General features: G+C 65.5%; 8 protein-coding genes, 3 rRNA genes and 1 pseudogene. 8 read left to right on the top strand and 4 right to left on the bottom strand.

Annotation, left to right across the window (positions count from 1 at the left end; translation table 11 throughout):
- Nucleotides 1-17 precede the first annotated feature (17 nt).
- A complete protein-coding gene (locus tag OHA68_RS08710; RefSeq protein WP_327107149.1) occupies nucleotides 18-1,136 on the bottom strand; it encodes an epoxide hydrolase family protein in 1,119 nt (372 codons plus the stop codon).
- A gap of 86 nt (nucleotides 1,137-1,222) precedes the next feature.
- On the opposite strand from OHA68_RS08710, the pseudogene OHA68_RS08705 reads away from it, so the two are divergent.
- Both OHA68_RS08705 and OHA68_RS08700 read left to right on the top strand, forming a co-directional pair.
- Nucleotides 1,223-1,633: pseudogene (locus OHA68_RS08705) on the top strand (GNAT family N-acetyltransferase); the annotation flags it as partial.
- 42 nt (nucleotides 1,634-1,675) lie between these two features.
- Nucleotides 1,676-2,146, top strand: coding sequence for a GNAT family N-acetyltransferase (locus tag OHA68_RS08700; RefSeq protein WP_225277878.1), 471 nt, complete (start codon nucleotides 1,676-1,678; stop codon nucleotides 2,144-2,146).
- On the opposite strand, the gene OHA68_RS08695 is transcribed toward OHA68_RS08700, so the two are convergent.
- Nucleotides 2,133-4,148 (bottom strand): molybdopterin-containing oxidoreductase family protein, encoded by a 2,016-nt coding sequence (locus OHA68_RS08695; protein ID WP_327107148.1) that lies wholly within the window; start codon nucleotides 4,146-4,148, stop codon nucleotides 2,133-2,135. The genes OHA68_RS08700 and OHA68_RS08695 overlap by 14 nt on opposite strands.
- A gap of 271 nt (nucleotides 4,149-4,419) precedes the next feature.
- Here OHA68_RS08695 and OHA68_RS08690 point away from each other — a divergent pair, with 271 nt between their 5' ends.
- Nucleotides 4,420-6,795, top strand: a complete 2,376-nt coding sequence (locus OHA68_RS08690) for a lysylphosphatidylglycerol synthase transmembrane domain-containing protein (RefSeq protein WP_327107147.1) — start codon at nucleotides 4,420-4,422, stop codon at nucleotides 6,793-6,795.
- A gap of 55 nt (nucleotides 6,796-6,850) precedes the next feature.
- Here OHA68_RS08690 and mgrA read toward each other — a convergent pair whose 3' ends face one another.
- Nucleotides 6,851-7,840, bottom strand: coding sequence for an L-glyceraldehyde 3-phosphate reductase (gene mgrA / locus OHA68_RS08685; RefSeq protein WP_327107146.1), 990 nt, complete (start codon nucleotides 7,838-7,840; stop codon nucleotides 6,851-6,853).
- Nucleotides 7,837-9,900, bottom strand: a complete 2,064-nt coding sequence (locus OHA68_RS08680; protein WP_327107145.1) for a S9 family peptidase — start codon at nucleotides 9,898-9,900, stop codon at nucleotides 7,837-7,839. The genes mgrA and OHA68_RS08680 overlap by 4 nt, the downstream gene beginning before the upstream one ends.
- Nucleotides 9,901-10,418: 518 nt before the next feature.
- Between OHA68_RS08680 and OHA68_RS08675 the strand changes: the two genes are divergently transcribed.
- The 5 genes from OHA68_RS08675 (at nucleotide 10,419) to OHA68_RS08655 (ending at nucleotide 18,390) form a co-directional block, all read left to right on the top strand.
- Nucleotides 10,419-11,939, top strand: a 16S ribosomal RNA gene (locus OHA68_RS08675).
- A 379-nt stretch (nucleotides 11,940-12,318) separates the two neighbouring features.
- A 23S ribosomal RNA gene (locus OHA68_RS08670) occupies nucleotides 12,319-15,432 on the top strand.
- A gap of 175 nt (nucleotides 15,433-15,607) precedes the next feature.
- Nucleotides 15,608-15,724: ribosomal RNA gene (rrf, locus tag OHA68_RS08665) — 5S ribosomal RNA — on the top strand.
- Together the 16S, 23S and 5S rRNA genes form the textbook arrangement of a ribosomal RNA operon.
- Nucleotides 15,725-16,000: 276 nt before the next feature.
- Entirely contained in the window at nucleotides 16,001-16,933 is a 933-nt protein-coding gene (locus OHA68_RS08660) for a M23 family metallopeptidase (RefSeq protein ID WP_189144128.1), read from the top strand.
- 338 nt (nucleotides 16,934-17,271) lie between these two features.
- The gene (locus tag OHA68_RS08655) at nucleotides 17,272-18,390 is read left to right on the top strand and encodes a hypothetical protein (RefSeq protein WP_327107144.1); all 1,119 of its coding nucleotides are present in this window, start codon (nucleotides 17,272-17,274) and stop codon (nucleotides 18,388-18,390) included.
- The last annotated feature ends 142 nt before the right edge of the window (nucleotides 18,391-18,532 follow it).

The following is an 18,532-nucleotide window of genomic DNA, read 5'->3' as shown; positions in this document are numbered from 1 at the left end:
CGCAGCCCCGGCGGGTCTCATGAACGCAGTGGGCGGAAGAAGTCGCGCAGGTCGGTGCCCAGCGTGCCGGGGACCTCCAGAGCCGGGAAGTGCCCGCCCTCGGCGTGCTCACGCCACCACACGATGTTCTCGCTCCGCTCGGCGAGCGCGCGTACCGGAAGCACGATCTCGTACGGGAAGCACGAGACGCCGGTCGGCACCACACCACGGCCCGGGACCGGCCCCGCCAGGGCGTTCTCGCGGTAGAACTGCGCGGCAGAACCGGCCGTACCGGTCAGCCAGTACAGCGCGATGTCGGCGAGCAGCACGTCATCGCCGATGCGGTCCCGGCAGCGGGGATCGGTCCAGTCGTGGAAGCGTTCGATGATCCACGCCAGCAGGCCGGTGGGCGAGTCGGTCAGCGCGTAGGACAGCGACTGGGGGCGCGTGCGCTGCAGGTGCTCGTACGCGCCGAACTCCGCGGCCCACTTCGCGTACCCCGCCAGCCGGGCGTCGTCCTGCGGGGACAGTCCCTCCTCCGCTGCGCCAGAGGGCGGCGTCGGCAGATAGTTGACGTGGACGCCGACGACCGAGCGCGGCGCGAGCCTGGCCACCCGCCGCGAGATGCCAGCGCCGAGGTCGCCGCCGTGCACGCCGTAGCGCTCGTAGCCCAGCCGCGCCATCAGCACGGTCCACGCACGGGCCACCCGCTCGCCGTTCCAGCCGGGTCCCGACAGCGGCGAGAAACCGAAGCCCGGGATGCTCGGCACCACCAGGTCGAACGCCTCGTCGTGCCCGCTCAAGGGCCCGGCGAGGTCGGCGAACTCCAGGAATGATCCCGGCCAGCCGTGCGTGGCCAGCAACGGCAGCGCTCCCGGCACGCCGGACCGCACCCACAGGAAGTGGATCGTCTGCCCCTCCACCACGGTCGTGAACTGCGGGAACTCGCCCAGCCGCGCCTCCAGCCCGCGCCAGTCGAATCCGGTGCGCCAGCGCTCGGCCAGCTCCCGCACCCGAGCCACCGGCGCACCGCCCCGCCATTCCTCGTTCGGCAACTGGTCGGGCCATCGCGTGCGGTCGAGCCGCGCACGCAGGTCCGCCAGGTCGCTGTCCGGCACGTGTACCCGGAACTCCGAGATCTCTGATCCGCTCACCATGCGCTCCGCCGTACTTCATCGGTGTGTCCGGTGAGCCGAGCTTAGGTGCCCGCCGCAGGGAGGTTCGCTCCTGACATGATTTGTCCATGCGAGACATGGGGATTGAGCGGCTCGGACCGGACGAGGGGGAGCGGCTGCGGGCGATCCGGCTGCGGGCGCTCCGGGACACGCCCGAGGCGTTCGCGTCGTCGTACGAGAGAGAAAGCGCGTTCCTGCCCGACCAATGGGCGGAAAGGCTGAAAAATCCGGAATCGCGGTGGATGGTGGCCACGGCCGGCGGGGCCGACGTGGGGCTGGTCTGCGGCAAGGCCGAGGAAGGGCGGATGCACCTGCTGGCCATGTGGGTCGCTCCGGAGGCCAGGGGCGCCGGTGTGGCCTCGCGACTGGTGGACGCCACCGTCGCCTGGGCCCGCGAGTACGGCGCGGAGGAGGTCGAACTCTGGAGCGTGGACCAGAACGACGCCGCCATAACCCTCTACACCCGCAAGGGTTTCACCCCCAGCGGCAGAACCATGGCCCTGCCGTCACGGCCGCACCTCATGGAGTCCCACTACGTCCTGTCGCTCCTCTTCCGCCAGGCGCGCAGGCAGGACGTCCCGGCGATCGTCGCGATGCTGGCCGACGACCCGCTCGGCGCCGAGCGCGAGGGCGACCCGGGCGACGAGCGCTACCTGGCCGCCTTCGACAGGATCGACGCCGACCCGCACGACGAGCTGATCGTCGCCGAGCGGGACGGCAAGGTGATCGGCACGATGCAGCTCAGCTACCTGGCCGGGCTGTCCCGCCTGGGCGCCGAGCGCTGCCAGATCGAGGCGGTGCGGGTGGCGGCCGCCGCCCGCGGTCAGGGCCTGGGCCGCAGGATGATCGAGTGGGCCGTGGACCGGGCCAGGGCGCGCGGCTGCGCGATGGTGCAGCTCACCTCCGACAAGTCCCGCACCGACGCGCACCGCTTCTACGACTCGCTCGGCTTCACCGCCTCGCACGAGGGCTACAAGCTCAAGCTGGGCTGATCTCGACCAGGTTGTCGTGATAGACCGCGCCCCTGCCCAGGTCGGCGTCGCGCTCGCCGACGACCGCGTTCGGGTTGGCGCCGCCGGGGCTGAGCTTGGGCCAGCGTCCCTTGGGCGAGGCCACCACGCCGCGCGCCACCCGATCGCTGATCTCCACGTCGGCCAGGAACGCGCCGCCCGCGTTGTGCACCCGCACCCGCTGCCCGCCGACCAGCCCGCGCGCTTCGGCGTCGGCCGGATTGACCAGCACCACCGGATCCTTGGCCCGCCGCCGCAGCTCCGGGTTGCTGCCGAAGCTCGTGTTCAGGAACAGGTGCGGCGCGGGAGTGATCAGGGTCAGCGGGTACGGCCCCGCACCGGCCGTACGAGCGGACAGGGACGGAACGTACGCCTTGCCCTGCGGCGGGAAGCGCAGCCGGCCGGACTCGGTCGGGAAGCCCTCGGCGAACGGCGTGAACGGCTCCGGATAGTTCATCCGTACCCATCCCTCCTTGCGCAGCCGGTCGACCGTGATGCCCTCCAGCGAGGGATGACCACTGGACAGCAGGCTCTCGGCCAGCTCCAGATCGGAGTCGAACAGCGACGGCTCGGTCATCCCCATGTGCGCGGCCAGGCGGCGGAAGGTCTCCGTGGTGGACAGGCACTCGCCGGGCGGCGCCGCGGCGGGCTCGTTCCACAGCAGGTAGAGGTGGCCGTAGCCGGCGTGCAGGTCCAGGTGCTCGGTCTGCATGGTGGCGGGCAGCACGATGTCGGCGTAGTCGACCGTGTCCGTGGGGAACTGCTCCATGACGACGGTGAACAGGTCCTCGCGTTCGAGCTGCTTCCTGATCCCGTTGCTGTCGGCGGTCGAGCCCGCCGGGTTGGCGGCGTACACCCACAGGCACTTCACCGAGTCCGGCTTGGCGAGCTCCGAGGCCAGCCGGGTCATCGTCAGCGTGCGCACCGGCGCGGGCAGCAGGTCCTCGCGGGTGTCGATGGTGAGGTGGACGTGGTCGCTGGTGGAGTAGGAGACGCCGCCGCCGGGGTGACGCCAGTCGCCGGTCACGCCGGGGATCGCGGCGATCGTGCGCATCGTGGTGCCGCCGCCCTCGTTGCGCTGGATGCCCATGGTGGCGCGGATGGCGGTGGGCCTGGTGTGCGCGAGCCGCATCCCCAGGCTGTGGATGTCCTCGGCCGGGATGCCGGTGATCTCCGCCACCGTCTCGACCGGATATCTCAGGATCTCCTCGCGGAAGCCCTCCCAGCCTTCCGCGTGCCGGGCCAGGAACTCCTCGTCCTGCGCGCCCTCGGCGAGCACCACGTTCAGCAGGCCGAGCGCGAGCGCCGCGTCCGTGCCGGGCCGGATCGCCAGATGCCGGTCCGCCTGGTCGGCCGTGCGGGTGCGGATCGGGTCGATGGCCACCACGTACGCGCCGTTCGCCTTGGCGTCCTGGACGAACTTCCAGAAGTGGTGCCCGCTGGTGAGCGGGTTCGTCCCCCAGAGCAGGATGAGCCTGGCCTGCGCGAAGTTCTCCGGGTCCATGCCGCCCGCGCTGCCGTTGGTCAGCCGCAGGCCGCTGTTGCCCGCCGCCGAGCAGATGTTCAGCCAGTGCTTGGCGGCGCCCAGCGTGTTCCAGAACCGGCGTCCCGCCACCCCCTCGCAGCCCTGCAGATAGCCCAGCGTGCCGGTGCCGAGGTAGGGCCAGATCGCCTGGCCGCCGTGCTCGGCGACGATGCCGCGCAGCCGTACCGAGATCTCCTCCAGCGCCTCCTCCCAGCTGATCCGCTCGAACCGGCCGGACCCCTTGGGGCCGACGCGGCGCATCGGATGCAGGATGCGGTCGGGCGCGCGGGTCTGCTCCAGGTAGCGGTTGACCTTCACGCAGAGCGCGCCGCGCGTGTAGGGATGGTCCGGATTGCCGCGCATCCTGACCGGCCGGCCGGCCTCGACGGTGACCACCCAGGAGCAGGTATCCGGGCAGTCCAGCGGACAAGCTCCCAAAACACTCAATTCGCCCGACATGGGCGACAGTTTATGTGGGGCCCATCAGCGCGCCGGAGGCGAGCGCACGGTAGAAATCAGAGGTGAAGGGTGAGCGTCCCACCGTGTAGCCTGCCAACCGCTTTGAATCGCCGGGGGATGGGCAGGTCACACGCGTCCGGACCCGGGTCACGATCCGGGACGCAGGTGTCCAAGGATCCTATGGTCTGGCCGGGAAGGTGCAGAATCACTGTCGGTGGCCGATATCAGAGAACGCGAAGACGCGGAGGATCTCTCAAAGGAGGATCCCGCCGTGGACTCAGCGCGCGCTGACGCGGACGTCTACGTAGTCGAGCCGCTGCTTCCGCAGCGCCTGCGCCGCCCCTCCGACCTGCTCCGGCTGCTGGCCACCCTGCTCACGCTCGGCGCGGTGATCCTCCTCGCCCTGGTCGCCAAGCAGACGCTGTACGGCCTGGAGATGGACGTCACGGAGGGCACCACGCTGGTGCCCCTGCTCAGCCGGACCGCCACCTTCGTCGGCGGCGCGGCCGTGCTCATCGTGCCCGTCGCCTTCGCCGTCGAACGCGTCTTCCACCGCGACGGCCTGCGCGTCGCCGAAGGGCTGATCGCCGCCATCATCGGCATGGTCGGCTCCTTCCTGATCGGCCAGTGGCTGCTCGCCGGCCACGTCGACGACCTGACCCAGCTGCTCACCGGCGGCCGCTCGATCGAGCCGCTCAACACCCTGCTCATCTCGGTCATCGCCTACACCACCGCGGTGCGCATCTCGCGCCGGCCCACCTGGCGCGCGCTCATGTGGACCGTGATCGCTCTCGACATCCTCGCCCTCTACTCCGGCAGGCAGATCACCCTGCCCGGCGCCATCGTGGCGGTCCTGGTCGGCATGGTCATGGGTTACGCCACCCTGTACGGCGTCGGCAGCCCCAACACCAGGCCGCCGGGCAACGCCGTGGTGGCGGCGCTGCGCAAGCTCTCGTTCTCCCCGGTGTCGGCCCGCCGCATCGACGACGACCATCAGGGCAGCCGCCGCTACGCCGTCGGACTGGCCGACGGCACCACCCTCGACGTCACCGTGCTCGACCGTGACCGCCAGGTGGCCGGCCTGCCGTACCGGCTGTGGCGGCGCTTCCGGCTGCACTCCGAGACCAGACGCAGGGCCATCAGGTCGCTGCGGGCCGAGCTGGAGCGCGAGGCGCTGATGGCCTACGCGGCGCAGGCGGCCGGCGCCAGCACGCCGCGCCTGATCGGCACCAGCGAGATCGGCACCGAGGCGGCCCTGCTCGCCTACGAGCACATCGACACCAGGCCGCTCGACGAGGTGCCCGACGCTGAGATCACCGACGACGTGCTGGCGCAGATCTGGGAGCAGGTCTCGCTGCTGCAGATCCAGCGGCTCGCGCACCGGAGGCTGACCGGCGACGGCATCCACCTCGACCCGGCCGGCCGCGTCGTCCTGACCGATGCCCGCAGCGGCGAGATCGCCGCCGGGGACCTGCTGCTCCGGCTGGACATCGCCCAGCTCCTCACCTACCTGGCGCTGCGCGTCGGCGCCGAGCGGTCCGTCGGCAGCGCCGCCGCGATCATGGGGTCCGACACACTCGCCGCCGCGATGCCGCTGCTCCAGCGCATCGCGCTGACCCGGGAGACCCGCTCGGCGCTGGCGAAGCAGAAGAGCCTGCTCGCCGCCATCCGCGAGCAGATCGTGGCGCTCAAACCGCAGGGCACGATCGAGGAGATCCGCCTCGAACGGTTCAAGCCGCGCACCCTGGTGACCATCATCGTCAGCACCCTGGCGGCCTACTTCCTGCTCTCCCAGCTCAGCCGGGTCGACGTGATCCAGGTGGTCACCACCGCCAACTGGGGCTGGTCCGGGGTGGCGCTGGTCGCCTCGTTCGTCAGCTTCTGGGCCGCCGCGCTGATGCTCAGGGGATTCGTCCCCGAGGCCCTGCCGCTCTGGCGGACGGTGCTCGTCCAGTTCGCCGCGTCGTTCGTCAAGCTGGTGGCCCCCGCCGCGGTCGGCGGCGTCGCGATCAACACCCGCTACCTGCAGAAACGCGGCATCTCCCCGGGCCTCGCGGTGACCAGCGTCGGCGCCTCGCAGTTCATCATGATGGTCTTCCACATCGCGTTGCTGCTGCTGTTCGCCTACATCACCGGCTCCAACACCGCCACGACCTTCACCCCCTCTCGCGGCCTCGTGGTGGTGATGCTGGCGGTGGCCCTGCTGATCGTTGTGCTGTTCGGCGTCCCACCGCTGCGCAGGATGATCACCAGCCGCACGCACCGCCTGTTCTCCAACGTGCTGCCGCGCCTGCTGGACGTCCTGCAGTCACCGCGCAAGCTGATCGAGGGCTCGATCGGCACCCTCATGATCACCATCGCGTTCGTGATCTGCCTGTACGCCTGCGTCCAGGCCTTCGGCGGCACCATCGACTTCACCACCGTCGCGGTCGTCTACCTCACGGCCAACGCGATCGGCTCGGCCGCGCCCACACCTGGTGGCCTGGGCGCGGTCGAGTACGCGCTCACGCTGGGACTGACCGTGGCGGGAGTGCCCGCCGAGCTGGCCACCTCCGCCGTGCTGCTGCACCGGCTGCTCACCTTCTGGCTGCCGGTGCTGCCCGGCTGGGCAGCCTTCACCTACCTGCAGCGCAACGAAGCCCTGTAACCGACCACGAGATCCTGCTGACCACGAGATCCTGTTGACCACGAGGCCTTGCCGGCTACGCGGCCGCCGCCCCCGTGATCTCGTCCACCGCCTTGAGCTCGTCCTCGGTGAAGGCCGGGCCGTCCACGCACGCCACGTTGTCCTCAAGCTGCCGCACACTGCTGGCGCCGATCAGCACACTCGTCACCCGCGGGTCCCGCAGCGTCCACGACAGCGCCATCTGGGCCAGCGTCTGCCCCCGGCCACGGGCGATCTCGTCGAGCCCGCGCGCCAGGTCGAGATCGATGCGGTCCTCGCTGAGGAACCTGCTGGTGGCCGCCCGCGAATCCGCCGGCACCCCCTTCAGGTAGCGGTCGGTCAGCAGCCCCTGCGCCAGCGGCGAGTACACGATGCAGCCCATGCCCGCCTCCTCCAGCACGTCCAGCAGCCCGTCCTCGATCCAGCGGTTGATCATCGAGTAGGACGGCTGGTGGATGAGCAGCGGCGTGCCCAGCTCCCGCATGATCCTGGCGGCCTGGGTGGTCTGCTCCGCCGAGTAGTTGGAGATCCCCGCGTACAGCGCCTTGCCCGAGCGCACGGCCCGGTCCAGCGCCCCCATCGTCTCCTCCAGCGGCGTGTCCGGATCCGGCCGGTGGCTGTAGAAGACGTCGACGTACTCCAGTCCCATCCGCCCCAGCGACTGGTCCAGACTGGCCAGCAGGTACTTGCGCGACCCCCACTCGCCGTACGGGCCGGGCCACATGTCGTAGCCCGCCTTGCTGGAGATGATCAGCTCGTCCCGGTAGGGGGCGAAATCCTGCTGGAAGATCCGCCCGAACGTGCGCTCCGCCGACCCGTACGGCACGCCGTAGTTGTTGGCCAGATCGAAGTGCGTCACCCCGAGGTCGAACGCCCGCCGCAGGATCGCCCGCGAGTTCTCCACCGGGCGGTCGTCCCCGAAGTTGTGCCACAGCCCCAGCGACACGGCGGGCAACTTCACCCCGCTCCTGCCACTGCGGTTGTACGGCTGCCGCTTGTAGCGGGCCTCGTCTGCCTGGTAGGTCATGCCGTGCTTCCCTTCGTGCCGCGCTCGATGATCCAGGACAGGGCGAACGCCTCCTCACGCCAGGCGTCGTAGCGCCCGCTGCGCCCGCCGTGACCCGCCCCCATCTCCGTCTTGAGCAGGAACGGCCCGCCCCGCGCCGTGGCCCGCAACCTGGCGACCCACTTGGCGGGCTCGTGGTACATCACCCGGGTGTCGTTCAGGCTGGTGATCGCCAGAATCGGCGGATACTCCCGCTCGTCCACGTTCTCGTACGGCGTGTAGCTCTTCATGTACGCGTACACGTCCGCGTCGTGCAGAGGGTCGCCCCACTCGTCCCATTCGATCACGGTCAGCGGCAGCGACGGGTCCAGGATGGTGGTCAGCGCGTCGACGAACGGCACCTCGGCCACCACGCCCGCGAACTCCTCCGGCGCCAGGTTCACCGCGGCGCCCATCAGCAGCCCGCCGGCGGACCCGCCCCTGGCGATCACCTCCGCGCTCCAGCCCGAGCGCTTCAGGTGCCGGGCCGCCGCCACGAAGTCGGTGAAGGTGTTCTTCTTCCTGGTGAGCTTGCCCTCGTCGTACCAGCGCCGGCCCATCTCACCGCCACCGCGCACATGCGCCACCGCGAAGACGAACCCGCGATCCAGCAGGGAGAGCCTGGGCACCGAGAAGCTCGGGTCGATGGAGGTCTCGTAGCTGCCGTAGCCGTACAGGACCGTCGGGGCCGGCGTGCCGGTGTCCTTGCGCTTGACGATCGAGATGGGAATCTCGGTGCCGTCCTCGGCCGTGGCCCACTCACGGAACTGCTCGTAGTCGCCCGGGTCGTAGCCGCCGAGCACCGGCTTGCGCTTCAGCAGGATGAGCTCATGGGTGGCCAGGTCGTAGTCGTACACGCTGGCCGGGGTGACCATGCTGGTGTAGGCGAGCCGGAGCCGGTTGGTGACGAACTCCGGGTTGCCGACCGGCCCCACGTCGTAGAGCGGCTCGGGGAAGTCGATCTCGTACGAGGGCTGCTCGTCGTACGGCAGCACGCGCAGGCCGGTCAGGCCCTCGCGGCGGAAGTGGACGACCGCGTGGCCGGCGAACGCGTCGATCTCCAGCAGGCGGGTGTCGTCCCGGTGCTCGATCAGCGGCGTCCACGTGCCGGGGTCGTCGAGCGGGGCGGTGGCGAGCTCGAAGTTGCGCGCGCCGTCGTTGTGCAGGACATAGAAGAAGTCACCCGCGTGCTCGACGCCGTATTCGACCCCGGTCTTCCTGGGCCGCACGACCTGGAACTCGCCCGTGGGGTCGGCGGCGTCCAGGATGCTGACCTCACTGGTGATCTTGCTGCCCGCGCCGAGCACCAGGTAACGCTCGCTGCGGGTCAGGCCGATGCCCACCCAGTAGCGCTCGTCGGCCTCCTCGTGGACGAGCACGTCCTCCTCGGTGCCGAGGGTGTGCCGGTAGACCTGGTACGGGCGCCAGGCGTCGTCCACGCGCGTGTAGAAGAACACCGAGCCGTCGGCGGACCAGGCGCCGCCGTAGAAGATGCCCTCGATCACGTCCGGCAGCTGCTCACCCGTCGTCAGGTTCTTGAACCGCAGCTTGAAGCGCTCGTCGCCGGTGAAGTCGGTGGAGTAGGCCAGCATCGTGCCGTCGGGCGAGATGGAGCTGGTGCCCATGGAGAAGAACGGACTGTCACCCGCCAGCTCGTTGCCGTCCAGGACGACCTGCTCACGCTCCAGGCGCTCGCCGACGGTGATCTCCGGCGGGGCGTCCCCGTCGGCCGGCACCCGGCAGGAGACGGCGTACTGCTTGCCCTCCTCGGTGCGGCTGAAGTACCACCAACAGCCTTTACGGCTCGGCACCGACAGATCGGTCTCCTGAGTGCGGCTCTTGATCTCCTGGAAGACCTGCTCCTGGAGATCGGCCAGATGAGCCGTTCGCTCCTTGAGATAGGCGTTCTCCGCCTCCAGATATGCGATCGTCTCCGGATCTTCTTTGTTGGTAAGCCATGCGTACTCGTCGATCACGGTGTCGCCGTGATGGGTGCGCTCAGCCGGAACCGTCTTCGCCACAGGGGGCGTGTTGCTGCTCACGGGGGGAGTCTATGTTCGGCCGTGATCGATTCGTGGCCTGCCGCGTTCCTGAAGCCGTCACGAGCGGTCCGGACCCGCTGCTAATCTTTAGGAGTCGACGCAGTGCGGCGCAACCACTCTCTCTCACTCAGGTGACTTTGATGTGGGCTGCGCACCTGTGACGGTAACTCCTTCTGGCACGACGCTCCGAAGATCGGTTCGCAGAACCTTCCAAGGGCTGGTAAGTTAGAGGGGTTGTCCCGGAAGCGGGGCGGTGGTTATTCCTGCAGGTCGAGCGGGTCCGGTCAATTTGACAGGGACTTGAACGGCTGACAGGATTAAGACATAACAGAACACGAAATGAGCGCCTCCGCCGCTCGGCCCTGATCAAGGGTTTGTGCGGGGATGTACGCGTCCGTTTCTTGAGAACTCAACAGTGTGTTAAAAGCCAGTGCATGATGCACAACCCCGTCATTTATGACGGATTCCTTTGGTTGACATTTTTGCGAATGTTGGCCGGGTGAAACCATTCCAAGCATTTTTTGGAGAGTTTGATCCTGGCTCAGGACGAACGCTGGCGGCGTGCTTAACACATGCAAGTCGAGCGGAAAGGCCCTTCGGGGTACTCGAGCGGCGAACGGGTGAGTAACACGTGAGTAACCTGCCCCTGACTCTGGGATAAGCCCGGGAAACTGGGTCTAATACCGGATACGACCGCCCCAGGCATCTGGTGGTGGTGGAAAGTTTTTTCGGTTGGGGATGGACTCGCGGCCTATCAGCTTGTTGGTGGGGTAATGGCCTACCAAGGCGACGACGGGTAGCCGGCCTGAGAGGGCGACCGGCCACACTGGGACTGAGACACGGCCCAGACTCCTACGGGAGGCAGCAGTGGGGAATATTGCGCAATGGGCGAAAGCCTGACGCAGCGACGCCGCGTGGGGGATGACGGCCTTCGGGTTGTAAACCTCTTTCAGCAGGGACGAAGTTGACGTGTACCTGCAGAAGAAGCGCCGGCTAACTACGTGCCAGCAGCCGCGGTAATACGTAGGGCGCAAGCGTTGTCCGGAATTATTGGGCGTAAAGAGCTCGTAGGTGGCTGGTCGCGTCTGCCGTGAAAGCCCGCAGCTTAACTGCGGGTCTGCGGTGGATACGGGCCGGCTAGAGGTAGGTAGGGGCAAGTGGAATTCCTGGTGTAGCGGTGAAATGCGCAGATATCAGGAGGAACACCGGTGGCGAAGGCGGCTTGCTGGGCCTTACCTGACGCTGAGGAGCGAAAGCGTGGGGAGCGAACAGGATTAGATACCCTGGTAGTCCACGCTGTAAACGTTGGGCGCTAGGTGTGGGGATCTTCCACGATCTCCGTGCCGGAGCTAACGCATTAAGCGCCCCGCCTGGGGAGTACGGCCGCAAGGCTAAAACTCAAAGGAATTGACGGGGGCCCGCACAAGCGGCGGAGCATGTTGCTTAATTCGACGCAACGCGAAGAACCTTACCAAGGTTTGACATCACCCGGAAACGTGCAGAGATGTGCGCCTCTTCGGACTGGGTGACAGGTGGTGCATGGCTGTCGTCAGCTCGTGTCGTGAGATGTTGGGTTAAGTCCCGCAACGAGCGCAACCCTTGTTCCATGTTGCCAGCAACCTCTTCGGAGGGTTGGGGACTCATGGGAGACTGCCGGGGTCAACTCGGAGGAAGGTGGGGATGACGTCAAGTCATCATGCCCCTTATGTCTTGGGCTGCAAACATGCTACAATGGCCGGTACAGAGGGCTGCTAAGCCGTAAGGTGGAGCGAATCCCTAAAAGCCGGTCTCAGTTCGGATTGGGGTCTGCAACTCGACCCCATGAAGTCGGAGTCGCTAGTAATCGCAGATCAGCAACGCTGCGGTGAATACGTTCCCGGCCTTGTACACACCGCCCGTCACGTCACGAAAGTCGGCAACACCCGAAGCCCGTGGCCCAACCAGCTTGCTGGGGGGAGCGGTCGAAGGTGGGGCTGGCGATTGGGACGAAGTCGTAACAAGGTAGCCGTACCGGAAGGTGCGGCTGGATCACCTCCTTTCTAAGGAGCATCGATCGGGGTCACACTCGATCTACGCCGGGGTCAGGGACGAATGTTTCCTGCTCGGCAGCTCATTAGTGGAGCACTGGCTACTCAACCAGGCGGATCGCCTGCGTGCTAGTACTGCCTCACCGCTTCGGTGGTGGGGAGTGGGAACGTGCGTTACGGGGTTTCGTCCTGGTTGGACACACTGTTGGGTCCTGAGGGAACGGACCGGCGGGCCCGCTGAGGCGGGCTTGTTGTCTGTTACCACCTCATGCAGGGCCGACCTTCCGTCATACCGGTCTGATGCGATTCGTCGTGTTGGGTGTCTGGTGGTGGGTGGGGTTGGTTGCTGTTTGTTGTTTGAGATTTGCATAGTGGACGCGAGCATCTTTGTGGCCAAGTTTTTTAGGGCACACGGTGGATGCCTAGGCATCAGGAGCCGATGAAGGACGTGGGAGGCTGCGTTAAGCCTCGGGGAGTCGCCAACCAGACGTTGATCCGGGGATGTCCGAATGGGGAAACCTAGCACCAGTCATGTGGTGTTGCCTCCGCCTGAATGTATAGGGCGGTTGGTGGTAACGCGGGGAAGTGAAACATCTCAGTACCCGTAGGAAGAGAAAACAACAGTGATTCCGTGAGTAGTGGTGAGCGAAAGCGGATGAGGCTAAACCGGGCGTGTGTGATAGCCGGCAGGCGTTGCACGTCCGGGGTCGTGGGACCTTCTTGAAGGAGCTGCCGTTTCTTCGGACAGTAAAAAATCGTCAGGGTAGTCGAAGCCTCTGGGAAGGGGCGCCGTAGACCGTGAGAGTCGGGTAGACGAAACCTTGTCGACTGTCGGAGGGGATCCCAAGTAGCACGGGGCCCGAGAAATCCTGTGTGAATCTGCCAGGACCACCTGGTAAGCCTAAATACTCCCTGATGACCGATAGTGCACGAGTACCGTGAGGGAAAGGTGAAAAGTGCCCCGGTGAGGGGTTGTGAAATAGTACCTGAAACCGTGTGCCTACAAGCCGTAGGAGCTTAGCCGGAACTTGTTTCGGCTGTGATGTGACTGCGTGCCTTTTGAAGAATGAGCCTGCGAGTTATGGTGTGTGGCGAGGTTAACCCGTGTGGGGGAGCCGTAGCGAAAGCGAGTCTGAATAGGGCGTTTGAGTCGCATGCTGTAGACCCGAAGCGGAGTGATCTACGCATGGGCAGGTTGAAGCTCAGGTAAGACTGGGTGGAGGACCGAACCCACCAGGGTTGAAAACCTGGGGGATGACCTGTGTGTAGGGGTGAAAGGCCAATCAAACTCCGTGATAGCTGGTTCTCCCCGAAATGCATTTAGGTGCAGCGTCACGTGTTTCTTGCCGGAGGTAGAGCACTGGATGGCTAATGGGCCCGACAAGGTTACTGACGTCAGCCAAACTCCGAATGCCGGTAAGTGAGAGCGTGGCAGTGAGACTGCGGGCGATAAGGTTCGTAGTCGAGAGGGAAACAGCCCAGATCACCGACTAAGGCCCCTAAGCGTGTGCTAAGTGGGAAAGGATGTGGAGTCGCAGAGACAACCAGGAGGTTGGCTTAGAAGCAGCCACCCTTGAAAGAGTGCGTAATAGCTCACTGGTCAAGTGATTCCGCGCCGACAATGTAGCGGGGCTCAAGTACACCGCCGAAGTCGTGGCATTCATCATCTCTTTCGGGGGGTGGTGGATGGGTAGGGGAGCGTCGTGCAGCCGGTGAAGCGGCAGAGTGATCTAGTCGTGGAGGCTGTGCGAGTGAGAATGCAGGCATGAGTAGCGAATCGAGGGTGAGAAACCCTCGCGCCGGATGACCAAGGGTTCCTGGGCCAGGCTAATCCGCCCAGGGTAAGTCGGGACCTAAGGCGAGGCCGACAGGCGTAGTCGATGGACAACGGGTTGATATTCCCGTACCCGCTTTAACGCGCCCATACTGAACCTCGTGATGCTAAGAGTCCTTAACTCGCCTAAAGCCTTCGGGCTTGGGGTCAGAGTGAACGCTCGGTCCGATCGGGTAGTAGGTAAGCGATGGGGTGACGCAGGAAGGTAGTCCAGCCCAGGCGATGGTAGTCCTGGGGTAAGCATGTAGGGAGTGGGGTAGGCAAATCCGCCCCGCATTAATCCTGAGATGTGATGCCGAGCCGATTGTGGTGAAGTGGATGATCCTATGCTGCCGAGAAAAGCCTCTAGCGAGTGTTGTGGCGGCCCGTACCCTAAACCGACTCAGGTGGTCAGGTAGAGAATACCAAGGCGATCGGGTGAACTGTGGTTAAGGAACTCGGCAAATTGCCCCCGTAACTTCGGGAGAAGGGGGACCTCTGCTGGTGATCGGACTTGCTCTGTGAGCTGGTGGTGGTCGCAGTGGCCAGGGGGAAGCGACTGTTTACTAAAAACACAGGTCCGTGCGAAGTCGTAAGACGATGTATACGGACTGACGCCTGCCCGGTGCCGGAACGTTAAGGGGACCGCTTAGCTGTGGTAACACAGCGAAGGTGAGAACTTAAGCGCCGGTAAACGGCGGTGGTAACTATAACCATCCTAAGGTAGCGAAATTCCTTGTCGGGTAAGTTCCGACCTGCACGAATGGCGTAACGACTTCCCCGCTGTCTCAACCACAGACCCGGCGAAATTGCACTACGAGTAAAGATGCTCGTTACGCGCAGCAGGACGGAAAGACCCCGGGACCTTCACTACAGCTTGACATTGGCGTTTGGAACGTCTTGTGTAGGATAGGTGGGAGACTGGGAAGCTGTCACGCTAGTGATGGTGGAGTCATTGGTGAAATACCACTCTGGTCGTTTTGAACGTCTAACTCTGGTCCGTGATCCGGATCGGGGACAGTGTCTGGTGGGTAGTTTAACTGGGGCGGTTGCCTCCTAAAGAGTAACGGAGGCGCCCAAAGGTTCCCTCAGCCTGGTTGGCAATCAGGTGTTGAGTGTAAGTGCACAAGGGAGCTTGACTGTGAGACTGACGGGTCGAGCAGGAGCGAAAGCTGGGACTAGTGATCCGGCATCGGCATGTGGAAGCGGTGTCGCTCAACGGCTAAAAGGTACCCCGGGGATAACAGGCTGATCTTCCCCAAGAGTCCATATCGACGGGATGGTTTGGCACCTCGATGTCGGCTCGTCGCATCCTGGGGCTGGAGTAGGTCCCAAGGGTTGGGCTGTTCGCCCATTAAAGCGGTACGCGAGCTGGGTTTAGAACGTCGCGAGACAGTTCGGTCCCTATCCGCTGCGCGCGCAGGAGACTTGAAAGGAGCTGTCCCTAGTACGAGAGGACCGGGACGGACGAACCTCTGGTGTGCCAGTTGTACCGCCAGGTGCACGGCTGGTTGGCTACGTTCGGAAGGGATAACCGCTGAAAGCATCTAAGCGGGAAGCTCGCCTTGAGATGAGGTCTCCCACCATGAGAGTGGGTAAGGCTCCCGGTAGACGACCGGGTTGATAGGCCGGAGGTGGAAGCACGGTAACGTGTGGAGCTGACCGGTACTAATAGGCCGAGGACTTGACCACAAAGCTTTTGCTTCTTGTGAGTGTGTGCTGCGTTCTGTACTCTTCGCCGGGTCCGGAACAGCGCCGCACTGTGAGAAGGCATCTTGCTCGCGTCCACTACGCAATTCTGAGACAACAAGCAGCTGTCTCAGCCGGCTGGAAGGCTGGCTGGTGTTGTTTGTGTGTTTCGCAGGGTTACGGCGGTTATGGCGGGAAGGAAACACCCGGTTACATTCCGAACCCGGAAGTTAAGCTTCTCTGCGCCGATGGTACTGCACTCGGGAGGGTGTGGGAGAGTAGGTCACCGCCGGACAATCTTTCAGGTAGGGCCCCGACATGTGTCGGGGCCTTATCTGCATTTCTGGAGAGTTCCAAATGGGTTCCACGTTTCAGGGTGTGGAGCTGCTTGTGGAGGGGGTTTTCACGCCTAGGACGGTGTGAGAACCCCCTTTTTTGTTGTTCGGGGAGACCGGGCTATTGATCACGGTACGTCCCTGTCTGGCTACGATGCAGACAAATATCAACTGTCTGGGTGAAGTATCAGCTACTACCCTAGACGTCCTAATCATCGGGATGGCAGCCTTTCCGCATGCGCAAGATCCTGATCGCGGGCCTCTGTGGCGTCGCTCTTCCCTTGGTCGGCATGAGTGCGGTCGGCACCGCCAGTGCGGCGGAGACGGAAGGCGTGCGCGCTGCCGCCCCCACGTTCCAGCTGCCCTTCCCATGTAACGAAACCTGGGTGGGCAGCACGGGCAGTTCGGCCCACACCGGCTCTGAAATCGACTTCAACGGGTCAGCGACCGACGGAAACGCCGATGAAGGCAGGACCGTGGTGGCCGCTGCGGCCGGCAAGGTCGTGATGTCCGAATACCGCACCGCCGACGGTTTCGGCAACGTCGTCAAGATCCGTCATTCCGACGGCAGTGTCACCCTCTACGCCCATCTCAAGAAGCGCCATGTCTCCAACGGCGCCAACGTCAGCCAGGGCCAGAAGATCGGCGAGGTCGGCAAGACCTCGGCCAAGTACAAGATGGCCGCTCACCTGCACTACGAGCAGCGCACTTCCAGCGGGAAGATCGTTCGGGCCTCATTCAACGGCGCCACCTTCGGGTACCCGGGCCAGAAGATCAAGTCCAACAACTGCGGAAGCGGCGCGACCCCGCCCAAGAGCACCTCGACAGGGTCCAAGCCAACGGGATCCAACCCGTACACCCCCGAGCAGATCTGCGGTTCGGGCTTCAAGCGAGTGGACTCCGCCGCCCTGGGCTCGCAGGGCAGCGTCTACCTGCTCTACTCCGCGGCAACCGGACAGAACTGCGTCACCACCGTGCGCAAGAGTGGCAGCGGCAAGGTCAGCGCCAACGCCTATCTTGAGGTCAAGGGCCAGAAGCGCGCCACCGACGCCGGCTCCTTCCAGTACTACGCCGGCCCGGTCAAGGCCAAGGCCCTGCGTACCTGCGTCAAGTGGGGCGGCGCCATCGGCTCGACCAAGTACGACAGCCTGTTCGAGCACTGCGACTGACCCGAGCACTGCGACTGACCCGAGTACAGGACTGACCTGAGTACAGGACTGACCTGAGTACAGGACTGACCTGAGTACAGCAGGACTGGGATGCCGCACCCCGCCTCGCCAAAGCGGCGGCGGTGGTGCGGCCCATCCCGAAAACGATTACATGACCCGTCCCGAGGGCGGTGACGCGGCCCGTCCCGAGTGGGGCCGGTCCGCCCGGGGCGCGGCCAAGGCGGTGGAGATCGAGCCGGTTGGCAGTGTGCACCGGGGTGCGCCCTTTGGGGTCTGTCCGATGATGGATCGTTCGTCTTCGCCCGGAACTGTCGGCCCGGTCCGCGAGACTGCCGTTCATGGTCAACACGCGGCGCTACGCCGGCCCTCGCGGCCTTCGGGCGATGCAGGAGCTCACCAGCCGGATCTGGTCCCCGGAGTCCCGCTGGCATGTCGGGGATCTGGCTTGGGGGCGGTTCCAGCATGTGGGGCGCGAGCCTGAATGGCCGACCATGCTGTGGCACACCGGCGGGCGGACGCCGGCCTGGGGGTGGATCGAGCTGCCGGGGCATCTGGAGCTGGTCGCCGATCAGGCCCGCCCGGAGCTGGTGGATGAGGTGCTGGGGTGGTTCGAGGAGACCGTACGGGATCCTGATCGCAGTGTCGTCGTCTCCAGCGCCGAGACGCACCTGATCGAGGCGATCGAGCGGCGCGGTTACCTGAAGGCCGACGACGGGCCGTTCTTCGTGCAGCTGAGTCGCGGCCTGGAGGCGCTGCCGGAGATCCGCCTGCCGGCCGGGTACGTCGCGCGACCTGTGGGCGACGAGGACGCGCCGGGCCGGGTGATGGCACATCGGGCTGCCTTCCACCCGTCGCGGGTCAGTGTGGAGAGCTACAGCGCCGTACGGGACGCCTGGCCGTACCCGGGGGACCTGGACTGCTGCGTGGTGGCACCGGACGGGAGCGTCGCGGCCTACTGTCTAGGCCGGGGCGGTTCTATCGCGGGCTCGGGTTTCGGGACAGGGCCCGGAGCCTGCACTTTCACGCCGGATCGACAAGCGATGCGCAATCGTGACATGCGCGGAGGTGATTTGCGATCTGAATACGGGCAGCCCCCGGAGTTAGTGGCTGTTGGGAGGCGAGATGTGCGAGGGGTCAGAGAGGACGGTGACGGCGCGTCCCGCGAGCTGGACGCGGTCGCCGTCGAGTGTCACCCACGCCACGTCCCCCAGCGCCGACAACAGGTCGAAGTCGCTTCTTCCCGACCGCGCAGAGGTTCTTCCCGGCCGCGCAGAAGTGGGGGCGAGACTTTTGTGCGAGGCTTCGGCACCTGTGGCAAGAGTCACTTTCGCAGCCGGGAAATCTATTGTGATCATGCTGTCGAGGTCGCGATTCACGGTTCGGGCTCCGCCATGGTGCGGAATTCGACGGGCTCTGTCGCCGTGCATCGAATACAGGATGTGAGCGGTCGCCGCTGAGTCAGGAAGGCGTCTCGGACAGGCCTGGTTCCGGGGCCACGGACCGCGCCCACGCGTCGGCAATGGGATCTTCCAGCAGGCAGGACCGCTGCGGGATTACCCTTGAATGCCGGCCCGGTGAAGGCGTCCGCGATCAACGGGC

Origin of the sequence: Nonomuraea glycinis (assembly GCF_035920485.1) — a bacterium.
GTDB lineage: Bacteria > Actinomycetota > Actinomycetes > Streptosporangiales > Streptosporangiaceae > Nonomuraea > Nonomuraea glycinis.
Note: the sequence above shows the minus strand (reverse complement) of the source record. Positions and strands in the feature narration are given on the sequence as shown.